The sequence below is a fragment of the Clostridioides sp. ES-S-0001-03 genome (assembly GCF_020676075.1).
In the GTDB taxonomy this organism is placed as follows: Bacteria; Bacillota; Clostridia; order Peptostreptococcales; family Peptostreptococcaceae; genus Clostridioides.
The window spans coordinates 1-17388 of sequence record NZ_JACVWJ010000005.1 but is presented as its reverse complement, the minus strand read 5'-3'; the positions used below and the strand labels follow the sequence as shown (position 1 = coordinate 17388).

Sequence of the window (17388 nt, the reverse complement as noted above, 5' to 3'; positions counted from 1 at the left end):
AGATTAATAATCGTTGTAATTTCGTACATTTATAATTTTACAATGATATAGTAAAATTTAATTCTATTAAAAAAGTACATAGAAAAAAACGATTAGACAAAGTATGAAAAGTATAATACGATTATTTTGGGGTAAATGGAAAATAAATTTATATTTTGTAGAAATATCCATAAAAATGAATGTTTTAAATTTAACTTATATTAAAGTAAAGAGTGATGTGTAAGTTTAAAAATTATAAAACTAAATTATGGTATATAAATAAAGTTTAAATTCATGTAAATAAAAATATCATCAAGTATGGAGGGATTTTAATGTATTGGAAAAGAGCATTAAGCTTATTAACATTAGGGTTAGTTATTTGTGGATTAACAATAGGTTGTTCAACAAAAGAAGAGCCTGAAAAAGAAGAAAAGAAGACTATTACAGTAGCTACAGGAGCAAAGTATTATCCATTTAATTTTAGAGAAGATGGGAAAATGCAAGGTTTTGAAATTGATATATGGAATGAAATTGGGAAAAGATTAGATTCTGAAATTAAGTATGAAGTAAACAATGGGGATACAGGTGGATTACTTGGTATGGTAGATAGTGGAAAAGCAGATACAGCAGCTCAACAAATAAGTATAACACCAGAAAGGGAAGAAGTATATGATTTCACAGTACCATATGCTTATAATCCTTTAATGATAACTATTAGACCAGAAGATAAAGATAAGATAAAAAGTCTTGAAGATTTAAAAGGTAAGAAAGTTGAGGTTGGTGCAAACTCATCTGAAAGAGCTATAATGGAAGAAAAAAATAAAGACAATTCAATGGAATTAGTATTTAATGATGGAGCAGATTCATATGAAGGCCTTGAACTTGGAAGATCTGATGCAAGAATAATTTCTGTTTCAGCTACAGCAGCTAGAAATAAAAAAGCTGGCTCAAACTTTATAGCTGTTGGAGAACCTATCTATGAAGAGATAAATGCATATCCATTTAAAAAAGATGAAAAATCAAAAGAATTAAAAGCTAAAGTTGACGAAGCAATAACAGCTATGAGAAAAGATGGAACTCTTACTGAAATTTCTAAAAAATGGTTTGGGGAAGATATAACAATTGAGAGATAGGTGACTTTTATGAGTTTAGATATATCATTCATGTTTAAAATTTTACCAGAAATATTTATAGCATCTAAAGAAACAATAATAATTGCTTTAATATCTCTAGCGCTATCTCTAGCGATAGCAATTGTAATGGCATTGATAAGCTATAATGAGGTTAAAGTATTAAATCAAATTGTCAAAGTGTATACATCAATTTTTAGAGGCACACCATTGCTAGTTCAATTGTATGCATTATATTTTGGATTGCCAAGAGCTATTCCAGCACTTGTAGAAATGTCTCCATTTACTGCAATAATAATTGCTTTGTCAGTAAATATGTCAGCATATATGTCAGAGACTATAAGAGGAGCTATTTCCTCTGTTGATAGGGGACAATATGAAGCAGGGGCTTCTATAGGACTTACAAATGTACAAATATTTAGAAGAATAGTTATGCCACAGGCTATAAGAGTAGCTATACCTGCATTGTCTAATCACTTTGTAGATTTAATTAAGGGTTCATCACTAGCTTTTACTATAGGGGTAATAGAAATAATGGCAACAGCAAATTATAATGGCGGTAGTAAATATAAATATCTAGAAGCTTTCTTAGTAGCAGGATTTGTGTATTGGTTCATATTATTTGTATTTGGATTTATTCAAAAGAAAATAGAAGAAAAACTAAATGCTGCATACTAACAATAATATTACCATAATAAAATAAAAGCTATTTAAATATAATAAAATATGTTTAAATAGCTTTTATTATTTAATTATAAATAAAATTGAAAAAATAGTGTTTAATTGTAGAAAACATAAATTATTTCTTCAAAAAAATAATCTGAAAATTTGTAACCAAATTGTAATAAAATGGTAGTTATTTAGCATAAAATGATGTATCATAGAGTTAGATTATAAAATTTATAAGATAGGATTTTTGCACGAAAACTGCTGACTTTTGGTATTTAAGGTGAGTAGTTAAATTATGTTTAGGAGGGGTAGATTTTGTTACAAAAAGTATTATGGAAATTTTCAAAGCTGGTTTTAGGTCTATTTATATGTTCAATTGGTATAGTATTGACGATAAATTGTAACCTAGGTTTATCTCCTTGGGATGTGTTTCATCAAGGTCTTTCAAATCATGTAGGAATAACTATAGGGACTGCCTCTATAATTGTAGGCTCTATAGTAGTTATAGCTGATGTTATTCTAGGTGAAAATGTAGGATGGGGAACTGTATTCAATATGTTATTAATTGGCTTTTTTATGGACTTACTTCTATATACTAACTTAATTCCAAAGACGGATAGTGTATTAATAGGAATAATTATGTTAATTTTAGGTTTGGGGCTTGTAGCTCTTGGAATGGTATTTTACATGGGAAGTGGTCTAGGAAGTGGATCCAGAGATGGTTTGATGGTTGCTCTTCAAAAGAAAACAGGAAAATCACTTAACTTAATAAGAGGAACTATAGAAGTTGGTGCATTAATAGTTGGATTTTTCTTAGGTGGAAAAGTTGGCATAGGAACTATAATAAGTGCATTTGGTCTAGGATATCTTACACAAATATTATTCAATTTGTTTAAATTAGATTGTAGTAAAATCAAACATAGATTTATAATAGATGATATAAAATTTATAAAATTGTATGTGAGCGGAGATAAAAAACCTGCTACTCAAAATATGGCTAAATAGCTCTATAAAGAATTAATTAGAAGTATATAGTAATTATAAATAAAAATTTTCTTGTAAATATATAAAATTTCAAATATTAAAAGATATGGATTGCTAAAAAACTATAAAATATAGATTTTTAGCAATTTTTTATTTACTTAACATATTCTAAGACTTTAAAAGCTTTTATATATGTTATATGAATTGATTTATTTATAATTAGAGATACTAAACTTTATAGATATTAATATAAACACATTCAAATTGTGTATTTTCAAAGCCTTTAAAATACTTATATTTATTCTAACTAAAAAAATAAAAAAATTAGCAAAAAAGTCTTGTATTATATCTAAATTTTATATATAATTACCTATGTTGTTTACAAATTTTAAACTCAATGTTTAGTAAACAAAATGTTTAGTAAAATAAAACAAAAATTAGGAGGTGCAACATGGATATAGGTGAAAAGATAAAAAGATTAAGAACAGAAAAACAACTGACCCAGGAAGAGTTAGCTAATAGATGTGAATTGTCAAAAGGATTTATTTCTCAACTAGAAAATAACTTAACATCACCATCCATAGCTACCCTTATAGATATACTTGAGATATTAGGTACAAATTTAAGGGAATTTTTTAATGAAATAGATGACGAAAGAATTAGTTTTACAAAAGAAGACATGTTTGAAACTGAAGATGAAGATTTAAAATATAAATTAAAGTGGTTAATTCCAAATTCACAAAAAAATGAAATGGAGCCAATAATAATAACATTGTATCCAGGTGGACAATATAAAGAAGAAAAGCCACATGAAGGTGAAGAATTTGGATATGTATTAGCAGGTTCAATATATGTTCATATAGGCGAAAAGAAAAATAAGGTAAAAAAAGGAGAAAGCTTTTACTTTAGACCAAGAGCAAATCACTATATATCAAACGAAGGTAAAACGACAGCAAAAGTGATTTGGGTAAGTACGCCACCATCATTTTAGAATAGAGGTGTTTAATAAGTGGTAGAAAATATAATAGAATTAAGAGATATATCTAAGCATTATGAGGAACTTACTGTTTTAGATAATTTCAATTTAGATATAAAGAAAAATGAGTTTTTAACTTTACTTGGACCAAGTGGATGTGGAAAAACTACTACATTAAAAATAATAGCAGGGTTTGAGTATGCTGATGATGGTAAAGTTTTATTTGAAAGTAAAGAGATAAATAATTTGCCACCATATGAAAGACAAGTAAATACAGTGTTTCAAAAATATGCTTTATTTCCACATATGGATGTATATGAAAATGTAGCTTTTGGACTAAAAATTAAAAAGACTCCAAAAGATGTAATAGATGCTAAAGTGAAAGAGGTTTTAAAACTTGTTGCACTAGAAGGCTTTGAAAGACGACAAGTTGACTCATTAAGTGGAGGACAACAACAGAGGATTGCAATAGCAAGAGCTTTAGTTAATGAACCAAAAGTATTGTTACTAGACGAGCCACTTGGAGCATTAGATTTGAAATTAAGACAAGAAATGCAAATAGAATTAAAAAGAATTCAAAAAAAATTAGGAATAACATTTGTGTTTGTAACTCATGACCAAGAAGAGGCTCTTACTATGTCAGATACTATTGTTGTAATGTATAAAGGTAAAATACAACAAATGGGAACACCTCAAGATATATACAATGAACCTAAAAATTCATTTGTAGCAAAGTTTATAGGTGAAAGTAATATATTTGATGGAATTATGATGGAAGATTATAAAGTAAATTTCTGTAATAGAGAGTTTGAGTGCGTAGATAAAGGATTTGAAAAAAATGAAAATATAGAAGTAGTAATAAGACCAGAAGATATAAAAATGGTAAAGCCAGAAGAAGGAATGTTAAAGGGGAAAGTTACATCTACAGTATTTAAAGGAGTGCACTATGAAATAGAATTAAATGAAAATGGAAGATTGTGGATACTTCATAATACTAAAAATGCTGAAGTTGGAGTAGAACTAGGCATGGACATATATCCAGAAGACATCCATATAATGAGAAAAGAGAGTAACTAATATGAAGAAGAAATCTTTTTTAGCATATCCATATGTAGTTTGGAGTGCGATATTTGTAATAATTCCTTTAATACTAGTAGTATTTTTCAGTTTTACAAAAGACTCAAGTACAGGTTATGCATTTACACTTGAGAATTATAAAGAAGTAATAGACCCTATATATATTAAAGTATTTGCTCGTTCTATTCTTTTAGCAGGAGTAGCTACATTGATATGTCTTGTAGTTGGTTATCCAGTGGCATATATAATTTCAAAAGCTCATGTAAGTAGAAGAGGTTCATTAATACTGTTGTTTATTCTTCCTATGTGGATGAATTTTCTTTTAAGAACGTATGCATGGGTAGCTATATTAGGAAAAAATGGACTTTTAAATACGTTTTTAGGATGGTTTGGAATACAGCCATTAGCAATTTTGTATACTAATGTTGCTATACTTTTAGGTATGGTATATAACTTTTTACCATTTATGGTTCTTCCAATATATACAGCACTTTCAAAGATGGATAATGATTTAATAAATGCTGCTCATGATTTAGGTGCAAATAACATGACAGTATTTAGAAAAATTATATTTCCTTTGAGTTTGCCTGGAGTAATGTCTGGAATAACTATGGTATTTATGCCAGCAGTTACTACTTTTGCAATATCAAGACTGCTAGGTGGAGGTAAAATAATGTTAGTTGGAGATTTAATTGAACAACAATTCACAGTTGTTGGAGATTGGAACTTTGGCTCAGCTATATCGATATTTATGATGATAGTAATATTAATATCCATGTCGATAATGTCAAAATTTGGAGATGAATCTGACAAAGAAGGTGGTGGGTTACTATTTTAAAATTAAAGAAAATAACTTCTAATATATATTTAGCATTAGTATTCTTATTTTTGTATGCACCCATATTTGCATTGGTACTATTTTCTTTTAATGATTCAAAATCAATGGCAAGATGGAATGGATTTACGTGGAAATGGTATGGTCAATTACTTCAAAATGAAAGTATAATGAGTGCTTTATATTACACTGTTGTTATAGCTATATTAGCATCTGTAATATCAACAATAGTAGGAACTATAAGTGCTATAGGAATACATAAGATGAGAGGGAAGAGTAAAAAATTAATACTGAATGTAAACTACCTTCCTATTTTAAATACAGAAATAGTTACAGCAGTAGCCCTTATGAGTCTATTTGTATTTGTAAAAATGGAATTTGGTTTTACAACAATGTTATTAGCACATATAATGTTTTGTTTGCCATATGTTATACTTTCAGTTTTACCAAAAATGAAGCAATTACCTGATAATATAGAAGATGCAGCTATGGACTTAGGAGCAACACCTATGTATGCTCTTAGAAAAGTAATTTTACCACAAATAAAACCAGGTATAGTTTCTGGATTTTTGATTGCATTTACTATGTCAATAGACGACTTTATAATAAGTTTCTTTAATGCTGGAAATGGTGTAAGTAATCTTTCTATAGAAATCTATGGAATGGCTCGAAGAGGTATAAAGCCTGAAATAAATGCATTATCAACGATAATGTTTGCGGTGGTTTTAGGATTACTTCTATTGGCTAATAAAAAAGAATCTATAGTAAGGGGGACTAAATAATGATTAAGTTTAAGAAAATAATATCCCTTATAACTGTAGGTATGATTACAGCAACTTTATTTACAGGATGTAATAAGTCAACAGATTCTACAAAGGTTCTAAATGTATATAATGTTGGTGATTATATAGATGAATCTCTTATAGATAAGTTTGAAAAAGAAACAGGAATAGAAGTTCAGTATTCAACTTATGATACTAATGAAATGATGTATCAAAAGGTTAAGAGTGGTAGCACTCATTATGATTTAGTTTTTCCATCAGATTATATGGTGGAAAAAATGAAAAATGAAGGTCTTTTGGAAAAAATAGATTTTAAAAATATACCTAATATGAAGTATTTAGATAAGAGTTTTTTAAATCCTGTATATGATGAAACTAATGAATATAGTGTTGCATATATGTGGGGTACTCTTGGAATCTTATATAATAAAAAAGAAGTTAAAGAGCCTATAGATAGTTGGAATATACTTTGGAATCCAAAATATAAAGGAAACATGATGATGTTTGACTCTGTTAGAGATACTATAGGGATAACCCTTAAAAAATTAGGATACAGTATGAATAGTGTAAATCCAAAAGAAATAAATGAAGCAAAAAATCTTTTAATAAAGCAAAAGGATTTGGTCTTAGCATATGTAAACGACGAAGGAAAAGATAGATTATTAGGTGGAGAAGTTGCAATGGGGATGTTGTATTCTGGAGATGCAGTTACATTGATGGATCAAAATCCTGACCTTGATTATGCTATACCTAAAGAAGGTACAAACAAGTGGGTGGATGCTATGTGTGTACCTACAACAGCACAAAATAAAAAAGAAGCTGAGTTATTTATAAACTTCTTGCTAGACCCAGAAAATGCAAAAGTAAATGCTGAGTATATTGGATATTCAACACCTAATACAGGAGCACTAAAGTTATTGGACCCAGAAATAACTAGCAATCCTGTTGCATATCCATCTAAGGATGTACTTGCTAAATGTGAAACTTTTGAAGATATTGGTGAAAACATCAAGTTATACGATAAGGCTTGGATAGAGTTAAAATCAAAATAGAGTATTATTTATTTAATAATATTTACTTAATAAAACTGTTCTTATTTAGAAATTATTTTCTAATTATTGAACAGTTTTATTTTTTTGCTTATACATAAATATGTGTATGTTATAGATATATATAATTTATTTACTATAAATACATACATGATAATTATTTTAAAGATAAGCAAATAGATAGCATTAATCTTAAATATTTGCTTGTTTTTTTATTATTTATTTATATATATAATTTAATTTATTTTTATTAATTTAAAAAATTATTTACATATTGATTTTAATAATAATTAGAAAAAATGGGCAACTTAATAAAATAATTGGAGGTGTAAATTTATAAAAAATGAATGGGACAAATAAAAAGATAGATTTATTAATGTTAAGTTTGTTTGTTTTTATATTTTTAATTGTTGGGATAGTAATACTATCTATTAGAACAGAAAATAAACTGAATGTATTTATAATGTTATCAGTTATTTTTTTTATAATAATGTTAACTTATTTATCAAACTCAGTAGTTGGTTTAATAACAAGTTCAATAACTATATTTATATATACATCCTATATTTTATATAACAATATTACTCACAATATAGATGTTGAGTTTATATCATATATATGGATAATAGCAATACCAATATCTTCAATTATAATGGGGAACATAAATAAAAACATAAATGAATTACAACTTACAAATATAAAATTAACTGAACAATATAAGGAACTAGTAACTATAGATAATGAAACTGGGCTTAGAAACTTAAAAATTTTTTATAATGATGTAGATATGGAAATAAGTAAGTCAGTCAGATATACTACTACTTTTTCTCTTATGATAGTAAAATTACCATATTATGAAAACCTACAGACTATATTTGGTGAAAGTAAAACTAACAAAATAGTAAAATATATTAGTTCAAATATTGTGGAATGTACAAGAAATGAAGATATAATATACAGTTTACAAAAAGATATGATAGGAATACTGATGCCAAACACAGCATTAGAAGGCTCAAAAGTTGTTAGAGATAGAATAAAGAAGAGGATAAAAGAGTTAAACTTAGATTTAAATAATAAAGGAAGATATGTAAATATAGATGTGAAAATTGCAATTTTAGAGTATAAAGATACTTTTGGAGACAGTATAAATTTTAAGAATATGGTTGAAGAGGAATTGCAGTATGATGTTTAAAACTTACAATAAAAATTTATCTAAAGTGTTAATTGTGCTTTTAATAGTATTGATAATGTCAAATTTTAATATATGCTCATATGCGGTAGAGACTTATTCTAATACAAATAAGGTACTGGTTATTTATGATTCTAAGAAAGAAACATCTTACAATCGAGATATCTTGAAAATTGTGAGGACTCTATTAGGTAGATTTAGCTCAAATATAGAGTTATTAAAATTAAGCAACTATGATAATGAGATAAATGAAACTTATTATAGTCATATATTTATTATAGGAATAAATGAAAATTCATATAGTAATGATGAAAAAACTAACACCTTAATTAATTCATTAGATTCCTATAAAGGAGTCATCTGCTGGTTAGGGCATGGTATAGAAAATCTGTTGGAATATAAGAAATATAACTTAGAATATGTAAAAAAAACAAATAATATAAACAGTGTAACCTATAAAGGTAAAGAGTATAACTTGGAGGAACACTATTTATTTAATATTGTAAAATCAACAGATAAAAACAATAAAATTATAGGAACTATTAGTGATACAGTAAATGAATATCCGTATATTGTAAATGATAAAAATCTTTTCTATGTGTCAAAGTTGGATTTAGATGGTGTTTTATTTTATATATTTTGTGATTCACTAAATGATGTGTTTAATGTTAAAACTTTCAATAAAGGTCGTATATTCGTAAGAATAGAAGATGTACATGCATTTAGAGAACCAAAAGAATTAATAAAAATAGCTGATTATTTAAGCAATAAGAATATACCATTTACAATTGCTTTGATACCAGCTTATGTAAATCCTAAAAATCATAAGATAACGACTTTATCAGAAAGCCCTGAGATTGTTAAAGCAGTAAAATATATGCAAGATAAGGGTGGTACAGTGATATTACATGGATACACACATAAATATAAAAATGAAGAAGTTTCTGGAGAAGGATATGAATTTTGGGATGGGGAAAAAGATGAGCCATTAAAAGAAAATATGACAATTTTTGTGAAAGATAGGGTTTTAAAAGGGCTTAGAATATGTATAGAAAATGGAATTTATCCTCTTGCATTTGAAGCTCCTCATTATGCAATAGAATCTGAAGGATATAAAGAATTAAAAAAATATTTTTCTACTTATGTAGGGCAACATCAAAATAATGATAAAAAATTTAGCACAAATACGTATCCATATGTAATTAGGGATACAGAAGAATTTAACATATTCATTCCTGAAAATTTGGGATATATAGACCCAGAAGATAAACTTACTTTTCAAAACATAAAAGAAAATTTAGATACACTATCTATTGTCAGAGGTTTTAGTGGTGGTTTTTTCTTTCATTCGTATTTAGATATAAAATATTTGAAAGATACAATAGAATACCTAGAAAAACAAAATATAGAGTTTTTGGATTTAAGAGATTTTGATAATTGGGTAAAGGTTGATGAGATACAAATAAGAAATAATGGTAATGAAATTAAAGTCAACTATGATAGAAATTTAGAAAAAAATAAAGAAGATGAAACTAGGTTTAAATCTATATCTAAAATCAGCAAAATTTTAATATCAATAGTATCTATAAGTGTTTTAGTTTTTGTAATTATATTTATATATTTTAAAAAAATAGATAAAAAGAAATTTTTAAAATAAAAAAGTTTAGATGAAGTGCTAATATTTAAAAAGATTTTAGGTGAATTTTATGAGAGGATTAAATGTATCAGAGTATCTATTTATATTTAGTTTATTTAGTATATGGTCTTTACTACTTATAAATATAGTTTTAGCTATGGGAGGATATCTATTTTATTTTAAGAACTTTGATAAAAAAATAAAAAAAATTGATAGATATCCAGTGGTATCAATACTTGTTCCTGCTCATAATGAAGCAAAGGTGATAGGTAGGACTGTGGAATCTTTATTACTACTTAATTATCCTAAAGATAAAATGGAACTTATTGTGATAAATGACAACTCTTCTGATAATAGTAGAGAAATTTTAGAAAGCATAAAGAGTAAATATAAAAACTATAATTTTACTATTATAAATACAGATAGCATGACTGGAGGTAAGGGAAAATCAAATGCATTAAATATTGGATATAAAATTTCAAAAGGAGAGTTTATAGCAGTATATGATGCAGATAACACCCCAGATAGAGATGCACTTAGGTATTTAATACAAACAATAGTTCTAGATGATGAATTAGGTGCTGTTATTGGAAAGTTTAGAACTAGAAATAAAAGTAAAAATCTATTGACGAAATTTATAAATATTGAAACCTTAAGCTTTCAATGGATGTCTCAAGCTGGTAGATGGCAATTATTTAATTTATGTACAATACCAGGAACTAACTTTATATTGAGAAAAAATATTATAGAAGAAATTGGGGGATGGGATAGCAAAGCAATTGCAGAAGATACAGAAATTAGCTTTAGAATATATAAGTTAGGATATAAAATAAAGCTTGTGCCACAGTCGATAACATGGGAACAGGAACCAGAAACTATTAAAGTTTGGATGAAGCAAAGGACCAGATGGGCAAAAGGGAATATATACGTTTTAATGAAATATATAAAAAATATATTTAAACAAGGTAAAAATAAAATTGTATTTGATATAGCCTACTTTTTTTCTGTATATTTTCTATTTTTAACATCTGTTATTATCTCAGATATTTTATTTGTTTTAAGTATATTTAAATTAATAGAGATTTCTATTCCAATCAACTTTATTATAATATGGATACTATCATACATTTTATTTATCATAGAAGTGAGTATAAGCTTAACTATAGAAAAAGGTGAGGCTACAATTGAGAATATATTTATAGTAGCACTTATGTATTTTACATATTCTCAACTATGGCTATTTGTTGCTATAAAAGGAATGGTAGAGTATTTAAAAGATATAATTTTCAAAAGAGAAGTTAAATGGTATAAAACGGAAAGATTTTAATTCATGTACAGGAGGTATTAACATGAAAAAATTTGTTGTATTAATTGTATCTTTAGTATTGTTTTTTTCAAATATCGCATTTGTAGATGAAGTAAAAGCTGATGAAACCAAAGTCAAAAATTATAAGTTTGAAAGAGATGTAACTATTGATGGAGTTATAGGTAGCAATAGTACTTTTTTTGAAGTAAACAAAAATTGGGATGTTGAGGAAGTATTATTTAATCTTAATTTTAGTAAGAGTCAAATATTAAATGGAGATGTTTCAAGTTTAACTATCTTAATAAATAATGTACCAATAAAATCGATTAAACTAAATGCCAAAAAAGATTATAAAGATACATTAAAAGTATCAATACCTAAAGATTATATAATACAAGGATATAATGAAATAAAAGTAAAAGCATATAAAACAATATCTGACAAAATATGTCAGGATGATTCTAACACTGGAAACTGGATGGTTATTCATAAGGAATCTTATACATCAATTAGATATAAGCAGAAAAAATTGGGCAATTCAATAAATGAGTATCCATATCCATATATAGAAATTGAAGAAAATTTTAAATTAGATACAACTTTAGTAGTTCCAGATAATATGAGTAGAGGTGAATCTACAGCTGTGTTTAATTTAGCATCAGAATTTGGAAAAATAACACAGAACGATAAGTTACAGTTTGACGTTAAATTATATTCAGAAATGAAGAACTGGTCAGATGATAACATTATATACATTGGTAAACCTGAAAATACAGCAGAAGAAATTTTGAATATTCTAAGTGCAAAGGAACAAACTTTATTATCTTCAAATTGTATAATTAAGCAGATAAATTCTCCGTATAACAATAATAAGAAGATGCTGGTGGTAATAGGTAGTAATGAAGAAGATTTAATAAAAGCATCTAAAGTATTGATAGACAATAGACTTTCTAATCAAATTCTATCATCATCAATACTTGTAAATAAAGATACTAATATAAAGATTGATGGTGAACAAGAATTAAATTTAGGACATATGACTTTAGAAGAATTAGGATATGCAGATATTTTATTGGAAGGTGCATTTAGTCAACAAGCTTTATTTGATGTTAGAATACCAAAAGGTAGAAAGTTAAATAATGGTTCAAAGATTGTTTTAAATTTAAGATATTCTGATAATTTGGATTTTGACAAGTCATTAGTTACAGTATATATAAATGATGTTGTTGTAGGAAGTAAAAAATTAGATAGAGCATATTCAGACAATGACAAGCTAGAATTAAAAATACCTAAAGATATAGATAATAAAAATTACTATCAAGTTAAGTTGGTGTTTAATTTAAATATAAAAAATTTAAATTGTGTTACAAGAGAAAGTAATAATCCTTGGGCATACGTGTCAAATAGTTCTTACTTGGAATTATCGACAAAAGAAAATCAGTCACTGAATTTTGAAAGTTATCCATATCCATTTGTTAAGAATGATAAGTTTAATGATTTAACTGTAATAATGCCAGATTATTCTGGGTCTCAAGCAATGACATGGATGTCCAGACTAGGTGTTAATTTAGGTGCAAATATTAGTTCACATGAAGGAAACATAAATGTAATTAGAGGAAAAGAGTTTATCAATAAATATAAAGATGCGAATATTATAGTTTTTGGAGTACCACTTAACAACTCTGTTATAAAGATGATAAATAGCAACTTAAATGTAAAGTTCAATAAAAACTATTCTAACTTTTTATCAAATGATAAGATAAGCTTTATTGACGATTATGGTAAAAACATTTCATCAATACAATTGATAAAATCACCTTACAATAATCAAAGAAATATTATGGTAATCAGCTCAATAGATGAAAAAAATTTATATTTAGGAATGGATTATTTATTAAATAAAAGTCAAGGCAATGATTTAAAAGGAGATACACTAACAATTGATGAATATGGAGAAGTAAAAGATTTAAATTACAATACAAAAATAAATAAAGAAATAAAAGATTCAAGTAGAGAATTGAATATAAGTAAAACAGCTAAAGTTTTTTTTGTTGTTTCTTTTATTGTTATAACTGTAGCTATAATTCTATCAATATTATTTATCAAGAAATATAAAAGAAGATAATACAGTAAACTTATTATTTTAAAATGAGGTATATGATTTGAATAAAAATATAAACAAATTTAAATTTAAGAAAAATATTTTAATCTTAGGAATTATTTTAACTTTTGTATTTATAATTTATTTTGTAAATATTGAATTAAAAAATAGAAGTTTAGTAGATAGCCAGTATGAGGGCAAGATTAAATCAGCCAATTTATCTATAGATTATGAAATAAATCAAGTTATGAAGGATATAGATAAGCTAGGATTGAATACAATAAATGTACCTATAGTTATAACTGTAGATGATATTAATTCTGATATCATGTCAATAGATACTAATAGCAAAAAAAAGGCAATCAAACTAATAAAAAAATTAAACAAGCAGGGTATTTCCACAATATTGGAAGCATATCCATGGATAAAAAATGGAGAGTTGTATGAGACAGATTGGAATCCTATGAATAAAAAAAGATTTTTTTATAACTGGCAAAATACTGTATTAAATGAACTTATAGAAGATGTAGCAAATCCATTGGATGTAAAGGTTTTAAATGTAGGCTCTAATTTTGTATACCTAGAAGAATATCAACAAAATTGGGGTGAAATAATAGATTTTGTACAATCAAAATTTGATGGTCTTGTAACATATAGAACTAATTGGTGGTATACAAGAAAAGGTGATTTAAATAGTAAATTATCTTATGAACAAAAACTAAATAATAATTTTTTTGATAAGTTAGACTTTATATCCATAGCAGCGTATTTTGAGTTAAGTGATAAATCTGTCAATACAGTTGATGAATTGGTTTCTGCTTTACATTCATCTACTGTGAATAATAGAGGACAAAATATAAAAGAAGAACTATATAATCTTTATAAGGTTCATCGTAAACCGATATTTTTTGGAGAATTAGGCTTTTCAAATAGAGAAAATGCAAGTTCTCAACCATGGAATCATGTTCCTTCAGAAATTATAAATGATGAAGAACAAGCGAGATGCTTTGAAGCATATAGGAGAGTTTTTGAAAAAGAGGATTGGATAAATGGTTTTTCTGTGTTTTGTGTAGGTAAAATTGATGAAGAAAAAAACTTTTATCCATCAAAAGAGAGTATAAAGATTATTAAATCTTGGTATAAATAAATTTGTTATATAAATAGACAATTATAGTATATAAATAGTTGATTAGGAGAGATATAAATGGATGACATCAAGGTTATGACTGTATTTGGAACTAGACCTGAAGCTATCAAAGTAGCTCCTTTAATTAAGGAACTTGAAAAAAGAGAGCATATAAAAAGTATTGTGTGTGTGACAGCACAACATAGAGAAATGCTTGACCAGGTTATAGAAACTTTCAATATAAATGTAGACTATGATTTAGACATAATGAAAAAAGGGCAAAGTTTAAATGATATAACATGTAAAGTTTTAAATGAACTTCCCATGATTATAGATAAAGAAAAGCCAGACGTAATCTTAGTACATGGAGATACAACGACAACTCTAGCTACTAGTTTAACTGCATTTTATAGTAAAGTTCTAGTAGGTCATATAGAAGCAGGACTTAGAACTTATGATAAATATTCTCCATTTCCAGAAGAACTAAATAGACAACTTACAGGAATTATTGCTGATATACACTTTGCTCCTACTAATTTGGCAAAACAAAACCTAATTTCAGAAGGAAAGTCTGAAGACAATATATTTGTAACAGGCAATACTGCAATTGATGCATTAAAGATGACAATAAGAGAAAATTATACTCACCCTATAATGGATAAGCTTGGTGATGACAGAATGATTTTATTGACTTCTCATAGGAGGGAAAACTTAGGAGAACCTATGAGAAATATATTTAGAGCTGTAAAGCGAATAGTAGATGAATTTGAAGATGTACAGGTAGTATATCCTATACATTTAAATCCTGAAATACGTAGTATAGCCAGTGAAGTATTTGGGAAAAACACTAAAAAAATTCACATTATAGAGCCTTTGGAGGTAGTTGATTTTCACAATTTTTTAAACAAATCATATATGATAATGACTGATAGTGGTGGAATACAAGAAGAGGCTCCATCGCTAGGGAAACCAGTACTTGTGTTAAGAAAAAAGACAGAAAGAATAGAAGGAATTGAAGCAAAAACACTTAAATTAATAGGTACAAATGAAGAAAATATATATAATTCTGTAAAACAATTATTAACAAATAGAAATAATTATATTCAAATGAGTAAAGCTTCAAATCCATATGGGGATGGAAATGCAAGCAAGTATATAGTGGATATAATAGTAAAAAAATTTAATTGAAGATACTTAAATTAGCTTTTGTTAGCTTAATTTAAATTTTATATAAGACAGAATTAAAATATAACGACTTAATATAAAAATTATGATAAGATAAGGAATACAATTAGCAAGGGGGAATAATATGGCTAGAAAATGTATAAAAAATTTAGGCAAAAATAAAGCTGTAAGAAGGTTAAAGCTTGTATTTAAGAAGATACTTATTACTGTGTTTATAATAGCAAGTATAATAGCTGTTTTTAATATAACAAAATATTTTGAAGACTTATATAAGGTAAGAGATATAAAAACTACTAAAATTGAATACTATATGGATGTAGCTGATGAAGCAGGGGGCGGAAAAGTTCAATTAAGCTGGAAGGAGTTACTTGCTATAGATATGGTAATTTATGATGAAGATTTAAGTAATATAAAAAAGAAAGATACATTAAATGTTGGTGAAAAATTTATAGTAGAAGACAAAAATGATAAAGGAGAAAAAGTATACAAGGTAAAAAAGTTTAAGAAAGTATTGAATGAATTGAAATTTGACGCTTCTCAAAAAAGTAGAGCAAAAAAATACATGAAGGATTTAGAATACACATATCTTGGAAATAAGGAACTAAAAGATAGTGATGAAAAAATTAAGTTTATAAAGAAATTAGAAGACTCAGCTATAAGAGAGTATATCGATTATGGTATATTACCATCTATAACAATTGGACAAGCAATATTAGAATCTGGGTGGGGCAATTCTAAACTTACAAAGCAAAGTAATAATTTATTTGGTATAAAGGCAGATAAAGCGTGGAAGGGAAAAAGTGTAGCAATTTCAACTTCTGAACATTATAATGAAAAAATTGTAGCAAGTTTTAGGTCATATGGTTCATTAGAGGACTCTGTAAAAGACCATGGTTTATTTTTAGTAAATAATAAAAGGTATAGAAAAAATGGATTGTTTGAAGCAAAAGACTATATTAGTCAGGCACAAGCATTAGAAGATGCTGGATATAGTACAGCTGAAGATAAAAGTGGGAATCGTATATATGCAGAACTACTAATAGAGGTTATTAGAAGCTATAACTTACAATTAATAGATAATAAAGTGGAAACAAAATAAGGATTAATTCTACATGAAAGTGTAACAAGATAAATTTGTTTTATACAAAAGAATAGAAAAAATGTAAAAAAACATAAAAAAATGTATTGACTTGTTATTTGAAAGGTGATATTATTATTACTGTACTCGAAAGAGAACAAAATGAACTTTGAAAATTAAACAGTAGGTTAATTTATAAAACAAGAAACAAACCATAAAGCCAGATATTTAGATAACAATAGTATCTGAGCCTGATAAACTTTTATTTGAGAGTTTGATCCTGGCT

The 17388-nt window shown here is 26.7% G+C and carries 15 protein-coding genes; all 15 read left to right on the top strand.

Going from position 1 to position 17388, the window contains the following annotated elements:
* Positions 1-311: 311 nt before the first annotated feature.
* The 15 genes from IC174_RS11190 (at position 312) to IC174_RS11120 (ending at position 17123) form a co-directional block, all read left to right on the top strand.
* Positions 312-1112, top strand: a complete 801-nt coding sequence (locus IC174_RS11190; RefSeq protein ID WP_227482922.1) for a transporter substrate-binding domain-containing protein — start codon at positions 312-314, stop codon at positions 1110-1112.
* Between the two features lie 9 nt (positions 1113-1121).
* Positions 1122-1787 carry an amino acid ABC transporter permease gene (locus tag IC174_RS11185; RefSeq protein ID WP_227482921.1) on the top strand — a complete coding sequence of 222 codons (666 nt, stop codon included), beginning with the start codon at positions 1122-1124 and terminating at the stop codon, positions 1785-1787.
* 306 nt (positions 1788-2093) lie between these two features.
* Positions 2094-2783, top strand: coding sequence for a hypothetical protein (locus IC174_RS11180; protein ID WP_227482920.1), 690 nt, complete (start codon positions 2094-2096; stop codon positions 2781-2783).
* A gap of 430 nt (positions 2784-3213) precedes the next feature.
* Complete coding sequence (locus tag IC174_RS11175) at positions 3214-3753, top strand: helix-turn-helix domain-containing protein (RefSeq protein ID WP_021383760.1); 540 nt, start codon at positions 3214-3216, stop codon at positions 3751-3753.
* 18 nt (positions 3754-3771) lie between these two features.
* Positions 3772-4815: a spermidine/putrescine ABC transporter ATP-binding protein gene (potA, locus tag IC174_RS11170; RefSeq protein ID WP_227436625.1), complete on the top strand. Its 1044-nt coding sequence runs from the start codon at positions 3772-3774 to the stop codon at positions 4813-4815.
* A gap of 1 nt (position 4816) precedes the next feature.
* On the top strand, positions 4817-5653 hold the full coding sequence (locus IC174_RS11165; RefSeq protein WP_227436623.1) for an ABC transporter permease: 837 nt from the start codon (positions 4817-4819) through the stop codon (positions 5651-5653).
* A gap of 104 nt (positions 5654-5757) precedes the next feature.
* Positions 5758-6432: an ABC transporter permease gene (locus IC174_RS11160; protein WP_227436781.1), complete on the top strand. Its 675-nt coding sequence runs from the start codon at positions 5758-5760 to the stop codon at positions 6430-6432.
* Positions 6432-7484, top strand: coding sequence for an ABC transporter substrate-binding protein (locus tag IC174_RS11155; RefSeq protein WP_227482919.1), 1053 nt, complete (start codon positions 6432-6434; stop codon positions 7482-7484). Before IC174_RS11160 ends, IC174_RS11155 begins: the two co-directional genes overlap by 1 nt.
* Before the next feature lie 340 nt (positions 7485-7824).
* Entirely contained in the window at positions 7825-8673 is an 849-nt protein-coding gene (locus IC174_RS11150) for a diguanylate cyclase domain-containing protein (protein WP_227436619.1), read from the top strand.
* On the top strand, positions 8663-10327 hold the full coding sequence (locus IC174_RS11145) for a DUF2334 domain-containing protein (RefSeq protein ID WP_227482918.1): 1665 nt from the start codon (positions 8663-8665) through the stop codon (positions 10325-10327). The genes IC174_RS11150 and IC174_RS11145 overlap by 11 nt, the downstream gene beginning before the upstream one ends.
* Before the next feature lie 49 nt (positions 10328-10376).
* Positions 10377-11633, top strand: a complete 1257-nt coding sequence (locus IC174_RS11140; RefSeq protein ID WP_227482917.1) for a glycosyltransferase family 2 protein — start codon at positions 10377-10379, stop codon at positions 11631-11633.
* A gap of 22 nt (positions 11634-11655) precedes the next feature.
* Positions 11656-13737, top strand: a complete 2082-nt coding sequence (locus tag IC174_RS11135) for a cellulose biosynthesis cyclic di-GMP-binding regulatory protein BcsB (RefSeq protein ID WP_227482916.1) — start codon at positions 11656-11658, stop codon at positions 13735-13737.
* Positions 13738-13774: 37 nt separating this feature from the next.
* Entirely contained in the window at positions 13775-14860 is a 1086-nt protein-coding gene (locus IC174_RS11130) for a glycoside hydrolase family 113 (RefSeq protein WP_227436611.1), read from the top strand.
* A 57-nt stretch (positions 14861-14917) separates the two neighbouring features.
* Positions 14918-16027, top strand: coding sequence for a non-hydrolyzing UDP-N-acetylglucosamine 2-epimerase (gene wecB, locus IC174_RS11125; protein WP_227436609.1), 1110 nt, complete (start codon positions 14918-14920; stop codon positions 16025-16027).
* A gap of 121 nt (positions 16028-16148) precedes the next feature.
* On the top strand, positions 16149-17123 hold the full coding sequence (locus tag IC174_RS11120; RefSeq protein WP_227482915.1) for a glycoside hydrolase family 73 protein: 975 nt from the start codon (positions 16149-16151) through the stop codon (positions 17121-17123).
* The last annotated feature ends 265 nt before the right edge of the window (positions 17124-17388 follow it).

Bases quoted from the DNA above. Each gene is read 5' to 3' on its own strand.
- IC174_RS11150 (WP_227436619.1), top strand. From the start codon at position 7,825: ATGAATGGGACAAATAAAAAGATAGATTTATTAATGTTAAGTTTGTTT.
- IC174_RS11120 (WP_227482915.1), top strand. From the start codon at position 16,149: ATGGCTAGAAAATGTATAAAAAATTTAGGCAAAAATAAAGCTGTAAGA.
- IC174_RS11155 (WP_227482919.1), top strand. From the start codon at position 6,432: ATGATTAAGTTTAAGAAAATAATATCCCTTATAACTGTAGGTATGATT.
- IC174_RS11145 (WP_227482918.1), top strand. From the start codon at position 8,663: ATGATGTTTAAAACTTACAATAAAAATTTATCTAAAGTGTTAATTGTG.
- IC174_RS11160 (WP_227436781.1), top strand. From the start codon at position 5,758: ATGGCAAGATGGAATGGATTTACGTGGAAATGGTATGGTCAATTACTT.
- IC174_RS11165 (WP_227436623.1), top strand. From the start codon at position 4,817: ATGAAGAAGAAATCTTTTTTAGCATATCCATATGTAGTTTGGAGTGCG.
- IC174_RS11185 (WP_227482921.1), top strand. From the start codon at position 1,122: ATGAGTTTAGATATATCATTCATGTTTAAAATTTTACCAGAAATATTT.
- wecB (WP_227436609.1), top strand. From the start codon at position 14,918: ATGGATGACATCAAGGTTATGACTGTATTTGGAACTAGACCTGAAGCT.
- IC174_RS11190 (WP_227482922.1), top strand. From the start codon at position 312: ATGTATTGGAAAAGAGCATTAAGCTTATTAACATTAGGGTTAGTTATT.
- IC174_RS11175 (WP_021383760.1), top strand. From the start codon at position 3,214: ATGGATATAGGTGAAAAGATAAAAAGATTAAGAACAGAAAAACAACTG.
- IC174_RS11135 (WP_227482916.1), top strand. From the start codon at position 11,656: ATGAAAAAATTTGTTGTATTAATTGTATCTTTAGTATTGTTTTTTTCA.
- IC174_RS11140 (WP_227482917.1), top strand. From the start codon at position 10,377: ATGAGAGGATTAAATGTATCAGAGTATCTATTTATATTTAGTTTATTT.